This is a genomic window from Nitrosomonas marina (genome assembly GCF_900110145.1).
GTDB classification, from domain to species: Bacteria; Pseudomonadota; Gammaproteobacteria; order Burkholderiales; family Nitrosomonadaceae; genus Nitrosomonas; species Nitrosomonas marina.
Window position 1 is genome coordinate 1 of record NZ_FOCP01000023.1, and the last position, 15610, is coordinate 15610.

Annotated in this window: 15 protein-coding genes; 12 read left to right on the top strand and 3 right to left on the bottom strand. The window is 48.6% G+C overall.

Features of this window, described 5'->3' with window-relative positions; all coding sequences use genetic code 11:
• Nucleotides 1-17 precede the first annotated feature (17 nt).
• Nucleotides 18-107, top strand: coding sequence for a PEP-CTERM sorting domain-containing protein (locus tag BMX44_RS17565; RefSeq protein WP_218143972.1), 90 nt, complete (start codon nucleotides 18-20; stop codon nucleotides 105-107).
• Between the two features lie 175 nt (nucleotides 108-282).
• Nucleotides 283-435, top strand: coding sequence for a hypothetical protein (locus tag BMX44_RS16900; RefSeq protein ID WP_177167765.1), 153 nt, complete (start codon nucleotides 283-285; stop codon nucleotides 433-435).
• A gap of 325 nt (nucleotides 436-760) precedes the next feature.
• On the opposite strand, the gene BMX44_RS13335 is transcribed toward BMX44_RS16900, so the two are convergent.
• A complete protein-coding gene (locus tag BMX44_RS13335) occupies nucleotides 761-1762 on the bottom strand; it encodes a bifunctional methionine sulfoxide reductase B/A protein (protein WP_090633917.1) in 1002 nt (333 codons plus the stop codon).
• 287 nt (nucleotides 1763-2049) lie between these two features.
• On the opposite strand from BMX44_RS13335, the gene BMX44_RS13340 reads away from it, so the two are divergent.
• The 6 genes from BMX44_RS13340 (at nucleotide 2050) to BMX44_RS13365 (ending at nucleotide 9949) form a co-directional block, all read left to right on the top strand.
• Nucleotides 2050-4824: a type I restriction endonuclease subunit R gene (locus BMX44_RS13340; protein WP_245738940.1), complete on the top strand. Its 2775-nt coding sequence runs from the start codon at nucleotides 2050-2052 to the stop codon at nucleotides 4822-4824.
• Complete coding sequence (locus BMX44_RS13345) at nucleotides 4821-6254, top strand: restriction endonuclease subunit S (protein WP_090633921.1); 1434 nt, start codon at nucleotides 4821-4823, stop codon at nucleotides 6252-6254. The genes BMX44_RS13340 and BMX44_RS13345 overlap by 4 nt, the downstream gene beginning before the upstream one ends.
• Complete coding sequence (locus BMX44_RS13350; protein ID WP_090633923.1) at nucleotides 6251-7162, top strand: GIY-YIG nuclease family protein; 912 nt, start codon at nucleotides 6251-6253, stop codon at nucleotides 7160-7162. Before BMX44_RS13345 ends, BMX44_RS13350 begins: the two co-directional genes overlap by 4 nt.
• 1 nt (nucleotide 7163) lies before the next feature.
• The gene (locus BMX44_RS13355; RefSeq protein ID WP_090633926.1) at nucleotides 7164-8654 is read left to right on the top strand and encodes a class I SAM-dependent DNA methyltransferase; all 1491 of its coding nucleotides are present in this window, start codon (nucleotides 7164-7166) and stop codon (nucleotides 8652-8654) included.
• A 148-nt stretch (nucleotides 8655-8802) separates the two neighbouring features.
• Nucleotides 8803-9435: a DsbA family protein gene (locus tag BMX44_RS13360; protein WP_090633928.1), complete on the top strand. Its 633-nt coding sequence runs from the start codon at nucleotides 8803-8805 to the stop codon at nucleotides 9433-9435.
• Nucleotides 9436-9472: 37 nt separating this feature from the next.
• Nucleotides 9473-9949 carry a hotdog fold thioesterase gene (locus BMX44_RS13365; protein ID WP_090633930.1) on the top strand — a complete coding sequence of 159 codons (477 nt, stop codon included), beginning with the start codon at nucleotides 9473-9475 and terminating at the stop codon, nucleotides 9947-9949.
• 116 nt (nucleotides 9950-10065) lie between these two features.
• On the opposite strand, the gene BMX44_RS13370 is transcribed toward BMX44_RS13365, so the two are convergent.
• Together BMX44_RS13370 and BMX44_RS13375 are read right to left on the bottom strand one after the other, a co-directional pair.
• Nucleotides 10066-10347: an Lpp/OprI family alanine-zipper lipoprotein gene (locus BMX44_RS13370; protein ID WP_090633933.1), complete on the bottom strand. Its 282-nt coding sequence runs from the start codon at nucleotides 10345-10347 to the stop codon at nucleotides 10066-10068.
• Nucleotides 10348-10531: 184 nt separating this feature from the next.
• On the bottom strand, nucleotides 10532-11089 hold the full coding sequence (locus tag BMX44_RS13375; protein ID WP_090633935.1) for a L,D-transpeptidase: 558 nt from the start codon (nucleotides 11087-11089) through the stop codon (nucleotides 10532-10534).
• A 104-nt stretch (nucleotides 11090-11193) separates the two neighbouring features.
• Between BMX44_RS13375 and BMX44_RS13380 the strand changes: the two genes are divergently transcribed.
• The 4 genes from BMX44_RS13380 (at nucleotide 11194) to BMX44_RS13395 (ending at nucleotide 15546) form a co-directional block, all read left to right on the top strand.
• Nucleotides 11194-11451 (top strand): HypC/HybG/HupF family hydrogenase formation chaperone, encoded by a 258-nt coding sequence (locus tag BMX44_RS13380; RefSeq protein ID WP_090633936.1) that lies wholly within the window; start codon nucleotides 11194-11196, stop codon nucleotides 11449-11451.
• Complete coding sequence (gene hypD / locus BMX44_RS13385) at nucleotides 11448-12599, top strand: hydrogenase formation protein HypD (RefSeq protein WP_090633938.1); 1152 nt, start codon at nucleotides 11448-11450, stop codon at nucleotides 12597-12599. The genes BMX44_RS13380 and hypD overlap by 4 nt, the downstream gene beginning before the upstream one ends.
• Complete coding sequence (gene hypE / locus BMX44_RS13390) at nucleotides 12599-13657, top strand: hydrogenase expression/formation protein HypE (protein WP_090633940.1); 1059 nt, start codon at nucleotides 12599-12601, stop codon at nucleotides 13655-13657. Before hypD ends, hypE begins: the two co-directional genes overlap by 1 nt.
• Nucleotides 13658-13800: 143 nt before the next feature.
• Nucleotides 13801-15546, top strand: coding sequence for a hydrogenase maturation protein (locus tag BMX44_RS13395; protein ID WP_090634016.1), 1746 nt, complete (start codon nucleotides 13801-13803; stop codon nucleotides 15544-15546).
• The last annotated feature ends 64 nt before the right edge of the window (nucleotides 15547-15610 follow it).

Genomic DNA, 15610 nt, shown 5'->3' on the forward strand with positions numbered 1-15610 from the left:
CAACGCCAGATGTAACGGTGCCGATACCTGAGCCAACCAATATAGCGTTGATGTTTATGGGTTTGTTAGGTATTACGCTGGTACGACGCTCATCTAGGGCCGTTTAACAACCAACTAAACCAAGTGGGCAGTTCTCGATGCTGATGACTGGACAGTTTTTAAAGCTGATTGACATTATCTTCTTTGAGTAAATACGGGGCCAGGTTCTTGGCTTCGCCGCACTGACTGCCGACAAGAATCATTCATCTTCCACCGGCACTACACCAAGCGCCGTAAAGGGTAATGCTCGCATGGCTTGAATTTTCCGGTAAGCCTGCTCAATTTCTTGTTCAAATTCCGGGTTATATCCAGCGTGCCCATGTTGGTGACCGTGGCCAGTTGATTGAAATTAGAGCCCAGTCAAGACTGCCTCAATTCGGAGAGTGCCATGGCTAGTATGGCTGTATCGGTCCTGGGTTTTTTGACGACGCGGCTTTTCCTTGTCTTTTCGGCAAACAAGTGATCACGAATATAAGATCCGAGGGGCTGATTTGCCGTCCTTTCACCGGACTGCTTGCGTATCTCGACCGTAAGTCGCAAAGAGAACGGCGGGGTATAACGCCGTTTCGATTATTTGCGGGGTAGGGCAGTACTGACCGACAATGCCTCAAGAACCGTTCATGGTGCCGGTTAATGAATTGGCCCGGTTATACCGATCAGACCGTATTCGGGGGATCATTTTGGCTTTTAAATGATAATGTCTTTCTGTCCATTTTGCGGCTTAATTCTCTGCAACTCGGTTTTTCAATGCCCATTCCGGACGGACCCAGTGACAGGTATATCCCCACGGATGTTTTTCCAGATAGTCCTGATGCTCTTCTTCCGCATCGTGAAACTGTGAAGCTTTAACCACCTCGGTTTGAATACTGCCGGGCAGAACGCCGCTTGCTTCGATTTCAGCGATCAGATCCCGGGCTGTTTTTTCCTGCACTTCGTTCAGAAAAAAAATCGCCGAGCGATAGCTGTCGCCGATATCGTTTCCCTGGCGGTTCTTTGTCGTCGGATCATGCATGGTGAAGAAAAACTCCAGCAGTTTTCGGTAAGACGTCAGGCGAGGGTCGAATACCACTTCAATGGCTTCCGCGTGACCGGTATCGCCCTTTTTGATATCCCGGTATGTAACGTGCGGCGTGTGACCGCCGGTATAACCAGCGCGCGTACGCAGGACGCCCGGTTGCTTGCGGAACAAATCCTGCATACCCCAGAAACATCCGCCGGCAAGGATGGCGGTTTCTTCCTGGCTATCGGATTGAACACGCTTTCCAGTGTTCTCTTTGCTGTTTTCAAACAGATCAAGATATTCGCCGTAGCCTTCTTCTTCAAGCCTGTTTTTGGGGATAAACCGCAGTGATGCCGAATTGATGCAATAGCGCAAACCGCCCTTGTCGCGGGGGCCGTCAGGAAAAACATGGCCGAGATGCGATCCGCCGTGGCGCGATTTTACTTCCGTACGGATCATGCCGTGGCTGGTATCCGAATGCTCAGTCACATATTCGTCACGTACTGGTCTGGTAAAACTCGGCCAGCCGGAGTGGGAGTCATATTTGTCTGTCGAGGAAAACAGGGGCTCCCCGGAAACGACATCCACATACAGTCCTTCTTCTTTATGGTCCCAGAAAGTATTGCGAAAGGGCGGCTCGGTATCGCCGTGCTGAGTGACCTGGAACTGTAATTCATCCAATTTTTCAACTGCTTGCTGTGTTTTTTCATATTTTCCTGTCATTGCGGCCTCCTTCAGTTTTTTGCAGGCAAATTCATTGATATTGTATGGGTCAATTTAAAGCCGATAAAGTGGCAACTGTGTAAAACTTGTTCAAAACCACACTGAAAAACACATCGTGGCACTTAAATCGAACTCAGGATGCCTCATATACCTCGTGTATGCTTCCTTTTTTCGTACGCTTCAATCTGTTGCCTAAGCAGATATAATCAGGCTTTAACACAGTAACCCGAAATAGTATATTGAGTTAATTGAACTGATTGAAATATACGTTGAAAAAAAATTAATGGATGGCAATGACCGATAAATACCGGAATCCTGAACAAAAGGCCCGGGACAACATTGATAACATGTTGCGCCAGGCTGGCTGGCGGGTTCAGGACAAGGACAAGATTAATTTCACGGCAGGACCGGGTATTGCCGTCCGTGAGTATCAATCCGATGTTGGCCCAACTGACTATGTGTTGTTCGTAGACAAGCGAGCCGTTGGCATTATCGAAGCCAAACGAGAAGAAGAAGCACAGAATATTACGGTCGTCGAAGAACAATCCGGCATTTATGCCGTGTCCAGACTGAAATGGATCAAGAACAGCGAACCGTTACCGTTTGTTTATGAAAGCACCGGGGTCATCACCCGCTTTACCAACAGCAAAGACCCGAAACCGCGATCACGGGAAATCTTTTCCTTTCACAAACCGGAAACGCTTAAAGAATGGTTTGAACAGCCCAAATCGTTGCGAAGACGATTGCAGGAACTGCCTCCACTTAACCATGAAGGGCTACGGGATTGTCAGATTACAGCTATTGAAAACCTCGAGCAATCGTTCAAAGAAGACCGCCCCCGCGCCTTGGTGCAGATGGCTACAGGTTCAGGCAAAACCTTCACCGCTATTACGTCAGCTTACCGTCTTCTAAAACATGCCGACGCCAAGCGCATCCTGTTTCTGGTTGATACCAAAAACCTCGGAGAGCAGGCCGAGCAGGAATTCATGAAGTTCGTACCGAATGACGATAACCGCAAATTTACCGAGCTTTACAATGCTCGACGACTATCATCCCGTTATGTGCCAAGAGACGCGCAAGTCTGTATCAGTACCATCCAACGAATGTACTCGATCCTGAAGGATGAAGAGCTGGACGAAGTGGCAGAGGAAATTCCACTGGCCGAGCAGTTAACCAAGCCGAAAGAGCCTGTGCCTGTCGGCTATAACGAGAAAGTCCCGCCTGAGTTTTTCGATTTCATCATCATCGACGAATGCCACCGTTCAATTTATAACCTGTGGCGGCAGGTACTGGAATATTTTGACGCTTACCTGATCGGTCTGACCGCCACGCCGGACAACCGCACCTACGGTTTTTTTGATAAGAACGTGGTCAGTGAATACGATCACGAAAAAGCCGTAGCCGACGGTGTGAGTGTTGGCAACGAAATTTATGTGATCGAAACCGAGAAAACCAAAAGTGGCGGTACCATCAAGGCCAACCAGCAAGTCGAACGCCGGGAAAAGCTCACACGAAAAAAACGCTGGGAAACACAAGACGAAGATGAAGTTTATGCAGCGACCCAGCTTGATAAGGATATCGTTCTTCCGGATCAGATCCGCACCGTCATTCGTACCTTCAAGGAACAACTGCCCAATATCTTCCCCGGACGGAGCGAAGTGCCGAAGACGCTGATCTTTGCCAAAACCGACAGTCACGCCGACGATATTATCCAGACGGTACGCAAGGAATTCGGCGAAGGAAACGAGTTTTGCAAAAAAGTCACTTACCAGTCGAAGGAAGACCCAAAATCCGTACTGGCACAATTTCGCAATGACTATAATCCGCGCATTGCCGTGACGGTTGACATGATCGCCACGGGAACAGACGTAAAGCCGCTGGAATGTTTGCTATTTATGCGCGATGTCAAAAGCCGTAATTACTTTGAGCAAATGAAGGGCCGCGGTACAAGAACACTGGGCTATGACGATTTGAGGAAAGTTACGCCGTCGGCAACCAGCGCCAAAACCCACTATGTGATTGTGGACGCTATCGGCGTAACTAAATCGCTGAAAACAGCCAGCCAGCCTTTAATCACGAAACCTTCTGTGCCGCTTAAAGACCTAGCAATGGGTGTGATGATGGGCGCGACGGATGAAAATACGGTCAGCTCCCTTGCAGGCCGCCTGTCGCGCCTGAATAAACAGCTCAACGATAAAGACCTTGAGCGGATCAAAGAAAAATCCGGCGGTCTGGAACTCACCGACATTGTTGGCAACCTGCTCGCCGCCATTGACCCGGACAATATCGAGAAAAAAGCGCGAGAAATTGATAAAACACCGGCAGATCAGGAGCCACAACCCGAAACTCGTTCAAAAGCGCAAAGCGATCTGGTCAGTAACGCTGCAAATGTTTTCACCGGCGAGTTGATAGAGTTGCTCGATAGCATCCGGCGGGACAAGGAACAAATCATCGACCACGGCGTGATTGATAAGCCGACAAATGTAGGTTGGGTTGGCGACGCAGAAGAAAATGCGCGAGCGATGGTACAGGATTTTGAAGCCTACCTGGAAGAAAATCGGGACGAAATCGAAGCGTTGACCATATTTTATAAAATCCCGCATCGGCGTCAGGATATAACGCTAGCCATGATTAAAATGGTCAAGGCAAGACTTCACGAAGATAAGCCGATGCTGGCTCCGCTTCGTGTATGGAAAGCCTATGCCTACCTTGACGGCTATCGGGATGAGAATCCGGTCAATGAACTAACTGCACTCATTTCCCTCATTCGTCGGGCCTGCGGTATTGATAAAACCGTGTCCCGGCACAGCGAAACGGTACGGAAAAACTTCCAGGACTGGATCATGAAGCACCACAGCGGCGGCGACACAAAATTTAACAAAGAACAAATGGAATGGCTCCATATGATCCGGGATCACATCATCAACTCTTTTCATATTGAGCGTGATGATCTGGAATCAAACCCTTTTGATGCCAAGGGCGGTCTTGGCAAAATGTATAAGCTGTTCGGGGATGATATGGACAAGCTCATTAATGAATTGAATGAGGCACTGGTGGCGTGAGTGAATTGCCTAAAAACTGGACAATTACAAAAGTTCAGGATATCGGTGACGCTGTTACCGGTAATACGCCTTCAACAAAACAGAAGGAAAATTACGGAGATCATATCCCATTTGTAAAGCCTCCAAATCTTTTAAATTCAGTTATTGCAAATACAAAAGAAAATCTTTCGCAAGTCGGGATGGAGAAAGGCAGAGTTGCTCCAGAAAACTCTATTTTAGTTTCCTGTATAGGCAATTTGGGGAAAATAGGTATCAATAAATCACCAGTAGCATTCAATCAACAAATCAATGCCATATTACCGCATGCAGAAATAAATCCCTCATTTGTATTTTATCAAACCCAATCCGCATACTTTCGCTCCCAGCTTGAGGAATATTCTTCGGCAACAACCATATCGATCATAAATAAAGGTAATTTCGAGAAATTGAATTTTCGTTTGGCACCATACAACGAGCAAAAGCGGATTGTGGCCAAGATTGAAGCGCTGTTTTCCGAACTGGATAAGGGGATAGAAAGCCTCAAAACCGTCCGTGAACAACTCAAAATCTACCGCCAAGCCGTTCTCAAACACGCCTTCGAAGGCAAACTCACCGCCGACTGGCGCGAAGACAACAAAGATAAACTCGAAACCGCTGAAGAGTTGCTTGCGAATATTTCGTCGGAACGGTTTAAGAAGCTTGAAGAGCCTGCCGCCGATGAGCTTAAGAAACTGCCTTCTTTGCCAAAAAGTTGGAAGTATGCTCGCTTGGGATATTTCATTGAAAATATTGGTGCTGGAAAAAGTTTCAAATGTGACGAAAGAGAGCCAAAGCAAGATGAGGTAGGAGTAGCAAAAGTCAGTGCCGTAACATGGGGAGAATACGATGAATCGGAAAGCAAGACTTGCACCAACCCCGAAAAAGTCAATTCTTCTTACTTTATTGAACCAGATGATTTTCTGTTCAGCCGTGCAAATACTATAGAGCTTGTTGGTGCATGCGTAATTGCAAAAAAAGTTACAAAGAGCATTATGCTAAGCGATAAGACGCTAAGAATTAAATTTGAAGATATAAACCCTTACTATTTTTTGTATTATCTTCGTGCTCAAGCTGGGCGGAATGAAATAATGAAACGTTCTACTGGTAATCAAGATTCGATGCGGAACATTGGGCAGGAGCGCATAAAAAATATTGTTGTGCCAATTTGCAGTACGGAAGAGACAGAACAAATTCAAAAAGAAATTCAGTTTCGTTTCTCAATAATTGATAATTTTGAAGAAATCATAGACTCAGAACTCCAAAAAACCGAAGCCTTGCGCCAATCCATTCTCAAACAAGCCTTCTCAGGAAAACTGGTTGCTCAAGACCCAAGCGATGAACCCGCCTCTGTCCTGCTCGAACGCATCAAGGCCGAAAAAGACGGCAATAAAAAGAAAAGGAACGCGGCATGACGCCTAATAAAAAAGGACGATCTATAGAGTTGTTTTTTGTAAATGGTGATCCCGATGGCATGCTGACGGCAACCATCCCGTTTCAATGGACGGGGCATGTGCTTGTGACCAGCCGCACGCAGCTTAAAGACGCCCTTAAGCGTGAGGAAGCCAGCAGACCGGGTGTGTATCTTCTGCTCGGTGAAAATGATGACGGGCCGTTATTGTATATTGGCGAAAGTGACGATATTGGCAAACGCATCAAAAATCATGATGCGCTAAAAGATTGGTGGTCTACCTCAATTTTTATCACATCAAGCGGCGAACAACTCAACAAAGCCCACATACGATATCTTGAAAACCGGTTGGTTGAGAAAGCAAGACAGGCGAATAAAATACCGCTGGATAATGGTAATAATCCTGCAACCTCTCTATTAAGTGAGGCGGCGGAAGCGCATATGGAAGATTTTCTGGACAACATTTACCTTGTGTTACCTGCGCTGAAATTTGATTTCTTTATCCAGAATACTAGAGCCACAGAACGGTTGGAAGCTGCAAACACCAACAGTGACAAACCGATTTTTGTATTGAACACACCCAAGCACGGACTGACGGCACGGGCCACAATCGAAGACAGTCACTTCATCGTCGAAGCCGGATCAAAAGCAAAAATGGAGTGGACGAGCGCTACGGCTAAAAACAGTAGCTACGGCAAGCTTTTTGATGAACTGGTCGATCAGGGTGTTTTGATTGTAGATGGGAAGAACCGTGTTTTCACTCAAAATTATGCATTCAACAGTCCCAGTGCGGCAGCAGCAGTCGTCAATGGCAGGCCTGCATCTGGGCCTATGGAATGGAAAGTTGAAGGCACGCGTAAAAATTATAAGAAATGGGAAGCTGAAGAAATTATGAAAGAAGGTCACGCATAGCATGAATACAGCATCAATCGTATCAAAAGTCTGGAGCTTCTGTACCACCCTGCGGGATGACGGTGTGGGCTATGGCGACTATCTGGAGCAGCTGACCTATCTGATCTTTCTGAAGATGGCCGATGAATATACCAAGCCGCCCTATAACCGCGATGTGGGTATTCCTGCCGAATATAACTGGCAAAGTCTTAAATCCAGGAAAGGCGCTGAGCTGGAAGGCCATTACATTACCTTGCTGCGTGAACTCAGCACCAGGAAAGGCATGCTTGGCCAGATATTCACCAAGTCACAAAACAAAATCCAGGACCCGGCCAAGCTATTCCGCTTGATCGATATGATTGACGGCACGGAATGGGTAACAATGGGCGCGGACACCAAAGGCGACATTTACGAAGGATTGCTGGAAAAGAACGCAGAAGACACCAAGTCCGGCGCTGGCCAGTACTTTACACCGCGCTCGCTTATCAAGGCTATGGTGGAGTGCGTGCGGCCCGAACCGGGCAAGACGATTGCCGACCCCGCTTGCGGTACCGGTGGTTTTTTTCTGACGGCTTATGATTTCATCACCAACCCGGATAACTATGCACTCGACAAAGATCAGAAAGCCTTCTTAAAACATGAAACCTTTTCTGGAAATGAGATTGTGGCCAACACGCGCCGCCTGTGTCTTATGAATATGTTCCTTCATAACATTGGCGAGATTGACGGGGAAAGCGTGGTCTCGCCTAATGATGCGCTGGTAGCGGATGAAGGGAAACGCTTTGATTATGTGTTGGCTAACCCTCCCTTTGGTAAGAAAAGCTCGATGAGTTTTACCAACGAGGAAGGCGAACAGGACAGGGAAGACCTCACCTATAACCGGCAGGATTTCTGGGCAACGACCTCAAACAAACAGCTTAACTTTGTACAGCATATCCGTACCATGCTTAAGACCACGGGCCGTGCTGCCGTTGTCGTACCAGATAACGTGCTGTTTGAAGGCGGTGCGGGTGAAACAATCCGGCGTAAACTGCTTGATAACACTGATCTGCATACGATCTTGAGATTGCCTACCGGGATTTTCTATGCGAACGGCGTAAAAGCGAACGTCATCTTTTTCGATAACCGCGAAGCCAGTCCGAACCCGTGGACGAAAGAAGTCTGGTACTATGATTACCGCACGAATATTCACCATACGCTGAAAAAGAAGCCGCTGAGGTTCGAAGACTTGGCGGAATTTATTGATTGTTATAACCCCCACAACCGTCACGAACGCAAAGCGACATGGGATGAGGAAAAGAACCCGGAAGGACGCTGGCGCAAATTCACCTATGAAGCGCTTATGGCACGGGACAAAACCAGTCTTGATCTGTTCTGGCTGAAGGACAAGAGCCTCACAGACCTGGAAAATCTGCCCGAACCGGATGAGTTGGCAGAGGAAATCATTGAAAACCTGGAGGCGGGCCTAAACAGCTTTCGCGAAGTATTGTCTGGTTTGGAAAATGCATCTTAATTCTTGTTCTTGCAGGGTGATTTATCATTACGTGTCACTGAATGTTTGTCGCGCGTCGGCTGAAATATCTTCCAGCATTTGATATCATCTGGACGGTTTCTTTTGTATCGATTCAAATGTGGCGTCAGTGTCTGTGAATTTTTCATCAATGGCTGAACCAAGCCGGCTTTATTATGTCTACGATCCGATGTGCAGTTGGTGCTATGCGTTCGTCAATAGCTGGTCTGCGCTGCAACGGGCGTTGCCCGAGGATGTCGAAGTGGTTTATGTGCTGGGTGGTCTTGCGCCGGATACGACGGAACCCATGCCGGAGGCCACGCGTAATATGATTCGGCAAACATGGCGGAAAATTGAAGAAACGGTGCCGGGCGTGTGTTTCAATTATGATTTCTGGACGCTTAACACACCGATGCGCTCGACTTATCCGGCATGCAGAGCAGTTCTGGCGGCCGGAAAACAGAATCCTGCTGCCGGTGAGGAAATGCTGCGGGCGATTCAGAATGCCTATTATCAGTCCGCCAGGAATCCGTCTCTTTTAGAAACGCTGCAGGAATGTGCCAAAGCGATCGGCTTGAATGGCGCCGTATTCAGATCGGATCTGACCAGCGAAAATACCGATGCGTTACTGCATCAGGAGCTTCAGCTGGCGGCCGAACTGAATGCATTTTCATTTCCTTCGTTGAGGCTGATGCATCAGGGCGCGGTTTATTCGATCGCGGTCGATTACCGTGATCATCACACCATGCTGAAGGAAATCGATGCAGTGATCAATAGCAAATAATGGTTTTTAAAAACGTTTATATCAACAGGGAATTTTCATGAGCAGTATCTGGTTTAAGGATTATACAATTGAATATCTGGAAGGTTTGCGCAACGCCAACATGGGCGAGCATATTGGTATACATTTTACTGAAGTCGGCCCTGATTTTCTGAAAGCGCGCATGCCGGTCGACAAACGTACAACGCAGCCATTTGGCATTATGCACGGCGGTGCCAGCTGTGTATTGTCGGAATCACTGGGTAGCGTTTCAGGATGGATGACGATTGATCCGGACAAATACCGTGCGGTTGGTCTTGAGCTCAATATCAATCATATCCGTGCAGTGACCAAGGGGCATGTCATCGGAACCTGCACGCCGTTGCATACGGGAAGGCGCACGCAGGTCTGGCAGACCGATATTACCGAAGAAGCCACGGGCAAGCGCGTGGCGATTTCCAGGCTGACACTGGCGATCATTGACCACGGTACGCTGAGTGCGCAAAAAGAACATGTGGTCGTGGATAGAAAAGACTGAACAGATTCTTGTTCAGCGCCGGTATTACAGGAAAAGCGGCCAAAGAGCCCAAAGAGCCCGGAAACAAAAAACCCCTCGTGATGAGGGGCTCAGCATATCAAATCACATGAAATTAATTATTTTTGCATTGATTTTTTGAACATACGATCGATTTTTTCTGCTGTATCCATTGAGCGTCTATTCGCTTCGTTAGCAATATTGACGGCATCATTGGCTTTTGCATTGGCTGCCGCAGCATCTGATTTTGCTGCAGCGACATCGGCTGACAGTCTGTCGATTTGAGTTTGCAAATCGGCTCTTGTTGAATCCAAATCGCCTGTGGTTGCGCAGCCGGTTACACCAATGAATGCGCCTGCTGTTACGACTAATGCCAGTGTGCGTTTAATGTCTCTAGTCATGCTAATTTAACTCCTCTTTCATTTTAACGATTTTTTCAATAATGAATCCAACCTTGTTACGAGGCACTTCTGATTTTTTAATATCAGCAGTGATTAGGAATATTAGCTGATTTATTGAGTAAAATAAATGGCTTCCACGGTGAATATGGAAATCTTTTTTTTATGCTGTGTTTTTAACCGGCAGCTAACGGATTTTGACCATAACGCCAGGCTTGAGCCATTTTCCCAGCAGGTCGATTTGTTCGTTTGTTAGTGCAATACAGCCATTGGTCCAGTGAAACTGATCATGGACTTCAGGATCTCCACGACCTATACCGTGAATCCCGATATAGCCGCCTAGGACGGTATTTTGCGGCGGTGTTCTTTCCTGATTGGTCGCTTTCAGTATTGTCAGCCAGGTATCCTGGTCAATCCGGTTTTCTTCAAACGCGCGTCGCGCTGTTTCACGGTCAGGATAGTCCAGGCCGAAAAACCGATAGTACTGGCTTTTTTCATTGATCCATCCGATTCTGAAGTCGCCCAGGGGTGTTTTATCGTCTTTTGTTACCTTGTGCCAGGTTGTACCAAAGCGTCCGATGGCGATGTTTTCGAAAACTTCCTGTATTTTATCGCCCTGCATGACTGTGAGCGTATGATCGATCGTGTTTACGTCTATCCATACATCGCTGGCTTTTGCGCCGCAAGCCAGGAGAAAGAAAAAAAACAGACCAAGAACCTTACTCAAAAACCCAGGTGTATGCATATGTACTATTCAACCGTATTGACTTGACGATAAACACATGTATCAATGTATTCGGCGATTATGTCATAATTTGTGTGTCGATGATCTAATTGTTGAAATTTTATATGTGCCTGGCTATCCCTGCAAAGGTCGAGCAATTTACCGCTGATGAGAACGCGATTGTCGAGTTGTCCGGAATACGCAAGGAAATTTCTTTGGCACTGGTCGATGAGGTCAATCCGGGTGATTACGTAATCGTGCACGCCGGATATGCAATACAGAAACTTGATGTCGAGGAAGCGGAACAAACGCTCGCGCTGTTCGAAGAACTGTACGCGCAAACTGACGATTTTCCGGATTCTTCGAAAACCGGTACCCCATGAAGTATATTGAAGCGTTCCGAGATGGCAGACTGGCGCGTAAAATTGCCGGGCAGATTGCCAAAGAAGCCGATCCGCGCCGCCATTATTATTTGATGGAATTCTGCGGCGGTCATACCCATGCAATTTCCAGATACGGCATAGTCGATCTTCTTCCGACGCATATTTACATGATCCATGGGCCGGGTTGTCCGGTCTGCGTGCTGCCGATGGGGCGACTGGAGAACGCAATTCAACTTGCGCAAACACCCGGAGTCATTTTGTGCAGCTACGGCGACATGCTGCGCATACCGACGGCGAAAGGCAACAGCCTGCTGAAAGTAAAAAGCCGGGGTGCCGATATACGCATGGTCTATTCCAGTTCGGAAGCACTGGACATAGCCCGGCAGAACCCGGACAAGTGTATCGTTTTTCTGGCCATCGGCTTTGAAACCACTACGCCGCCAACAGCCGTTGTGATCAAACAGGCCCAGGCGCTTGGTTTGTCTAATTTTACCGTTTTCTGCAATCATGTGCTTACGCCTTCAGCAATCTCGCATGTTCTTTTGTCGCCGGAAATACGGCAGCTTGGCCAGGTGCGGCTGGATGGGTTCATTGGTCCGGCGCATGTGTCCACCGTGATCGGCTCCAGGCCGTACGAATACTTTGCAGAAGAATTTCAAAAGCCTGTCGTGATAGCCGGATTTGAGCCGCTCGACGTGATACAGGCGGTCCTGATGCTGGTCCGGCAGATAAACGAAGGCCGCGCTGAAGTGGAAAACGAATTTACCCGTGCGGTATTGCCGCACGGAAATATCAAGGCGCAGAAGCTGGTCGCTGACGTATTTGAATTGCGCCGCTCTTTCGAATGGCGTGGCCTGGGGCATGTGCCGTACAGCGCGCTGCGTATCAAATCCTGTTTTGCAGATTTCGATGCAGAGCAGCGTTTCGAGATCCCTGCTTTGTCGCTTCCAGATCACAAGGCATGCGAATGTGGTGCGATTCTGCGTGGAGTTAAACACCCGCGTGACTGTAAGATTTTCGGCACTGTCTGTACACCGGACAATCCGATCGGATCCTGCATGGTATCGTCAGAGGGTGCCTGCGCCGCCTATTTCCGATACGGCCGGTTTCGAGACAATCAAAGCCAGCACGAAATGGCAGGGCATTAATGCAGTCATCGGCAAATAAAAAGCATGCGTATACACGCACGCTTGATTTTAAAACCGGCTGTGTTGAGATGATGCATGGCAGCGGCGGACGTGCCATGGCGCAGTTGATCGATCAGCTTTTCATGAAAGCGTTTGATAATGACATTCTGCGTCAGATGAACGACCAGGCAGGCTTTACAAGCGCGGGCGGTCGTATGGTGATGGCGACCGACAGTCATGTAATTACGCCGCTTTTTTTTCCAGGCGGTGATATTGGCTGCCTGTCCGTGCATGGCACGATTAATGACGTCGTCATGGCCGGTGCAAAGCCGTTGTATTTGTCAGCCGGATTCATACTGGAGGAAGGTTTTCCTCTGGGTGATCTTAAACGTATCGTTGAATCGATGGCTGCAGCAGCGCGGGTAATACCGGTTCCGATCATTACCGGCGACACCAAAGTCGTGGAGCGGGGCAGTGGCGACGGTGTCTTTATCACCACTACGGGTATCGGCAGGATACCCGAGAATGTTTTTATTTCCAGTGAGCGTGCAAAACCCGGCGACAGTATATTGATTTCCGGAACGATCGGCGACCATGGCATTGCCGTCATGCTGGCACGCGAGGATTTTGCGTTTCAAAGTTCGCTCGAATCCGACACTGCCTCACTGCACGACCTGGTCTCCGTCATGGTGGAAGCGGTGCCTGGTATTCACGTGTTGCGCGATCCGACACGTGGCGGCGTTGCCGCGGCTTTGAATGAAATTGCGCAGCAGTCCGGCGCAGGGATGATGCTGTTTGAAGAGCGGATACCGGTGAAACCGGAAGTGAGTGCGGCCTGTGAATTTCTGGGTTTCGATCCGATGTATGTGGCCAATGAGGGCAAGCTGATTGCCGTTTGCGCGCCCGAAGATACGGACAGATTGCTTGATACGATGCGTGCGCATCCTTTGGGACGTAACGCTGCTGTTATTGGTGAAATCATAGCCGACAGTCATTACTTTGTGCAGATGAAAACCCGCTTTGGCGGCACACATGTAGTGGACTGGCTGAGTGGAGACCAGTTGCCGCGCATCTGTTGAAGAAGCACCGTTTTATCGCATTTCAAATCGATGTTCCCTGGACAGTTTTGATGCGGATGTGTTAGCAATCTATAAGCTATATGCCTGCTTTGTGGATCAACTTGATCCTGAATGATATTGGAAGCAGATTCAGTTACCATTTTATGAAAATTCTGTTTTTGACGCACAGCTTCAACAGTCTGGCGCAGCGATTGTATGTTGAACTGACCCGCCTTCGCCATGCAGTGTCGATTGAGTTCGATATCAATGATATTGTCAGTGAACAGGCAGTTGCATTGTTTCAACCCGAGCTTATCGTTGCGCCATTTCTGAAACGTGCGATTCCCGAATCGATCTGGCGTAACGTGCCTTGCCTGATCGTCCATCCCGGCATAGTCGGCGACCGGGGGCCATCTGCACTGGACTGGGCCATGATGCAGGAACAGGCAGAATGGGGTGTAACCGTGTTGCAGGCAAACGGCGAGATGGATGCCGGCGATATATGGGCGTTTGAAAGTTTTCGAATGCCGCCTGTGCATTTGATCAAAAAAAGCAGTTTGTATCGCGATCAGGTCGTCGAGGCTGCCATCCGGGCTGTGTTGACCGCAATCGAGCGTTATGCAGCAGGCGGCTATCGACCGGAACCGCAGGATTATACCCGGCCGGAAGTGCGAGGACGCAAGCACACGCCCATTTACCAGAGTGATCGTGCAATTGACTGGCAACAGGACAATACCCATACAGTTCTGAAAAAAATCAATGCGGCAGATGGCTTTCCGGGCGTACTTGATAAGATATTGGACGTGGACTGGTATGTGTATGACGCGCATTCTGAAGCACGATTGACGGGGGCGCCCGGAAAAATCATCGCGAAACGCCATAACGCCATTTGCCGCGCGACCATCGACGGCGCGGTGTGGATCGGTCATCTGAAACGCAAACCAGACAGTCCAACAGCGCCGTTTACACTCAAGCTGGCGGCGACAACAGCGTTGGAGTCTTACTGTGCTGATCGATTCGACGGTGTGCCTGAAGTGGATTATGATCCGTTCGTGCCGGTGCGCTATGACACATACCGTGACATCTGGTTCGTGCAAAAAAATGATGTGGGTTATCTGCATTTCGCGTTTTATAACGGCGCCATGGACGCCGGACAGTGTCAACGGCTGCAGCAGGCGTATTTGAAAGCGACGCAACAGAAGAATATCAAAGTGATCGTGTTGATGGGCGGTGCGGATTTCTGGTCGAACGGTATACATTTGAACCATATCGAATTCGCCGGCAGTCCTGCGGATGAATCCTGGCACAGTATCAACGCAATGAATGATCTGGCGTTGGCGATTATCACCAACGAACGACAGTTCACCATCGCTGCGCTGCAGGCCAATGCAGGGGCGGGTGGTGTTTTTTTGTCGCTGGCGGCCGATTTCGTTTTTGCCCGGAAGAGCGTGGTTCTGAATCCGCATTACAAGAGTATGGGCAATCTGTACGGCTCGGAATATTGGACTTATTTACTGCCCAAACGGGTCGGTACGGATTATGTAGAATCGCTCACACAAAACCGTCTGCCAATCGGTGCCAGTGAGGCCTGTGAAATGGGGCTGATAGATGATTGCATTGCACTGGACCGACAGGGATTTATCCGTGAAATCGAACAACGGGCGGAACAGCTGGCGCATGCGGCAGACTATACAGCGCGATTACAGCGAAAAGTGCAGCAGCGCTGTCAGGACGAGCGGCTAAAACCGTTGCAGCAGTACCGCGATGAAGAGCTGCAGCAAATGCAGCTTAATTTTTACGGCTTTGATCCGAGTTACCATGTCGCGCGTTATCATTTCGTATACAAAATCCCGCATGCCTGGACGCCGTTGTATCTGGCGGGACACCGGCGGATTAAACACTGTTTATAGACCGGGATCACCGGACAACATAGACAGGTTTTATCTCTTTGAGTATATCCCGGACGTTGAAACA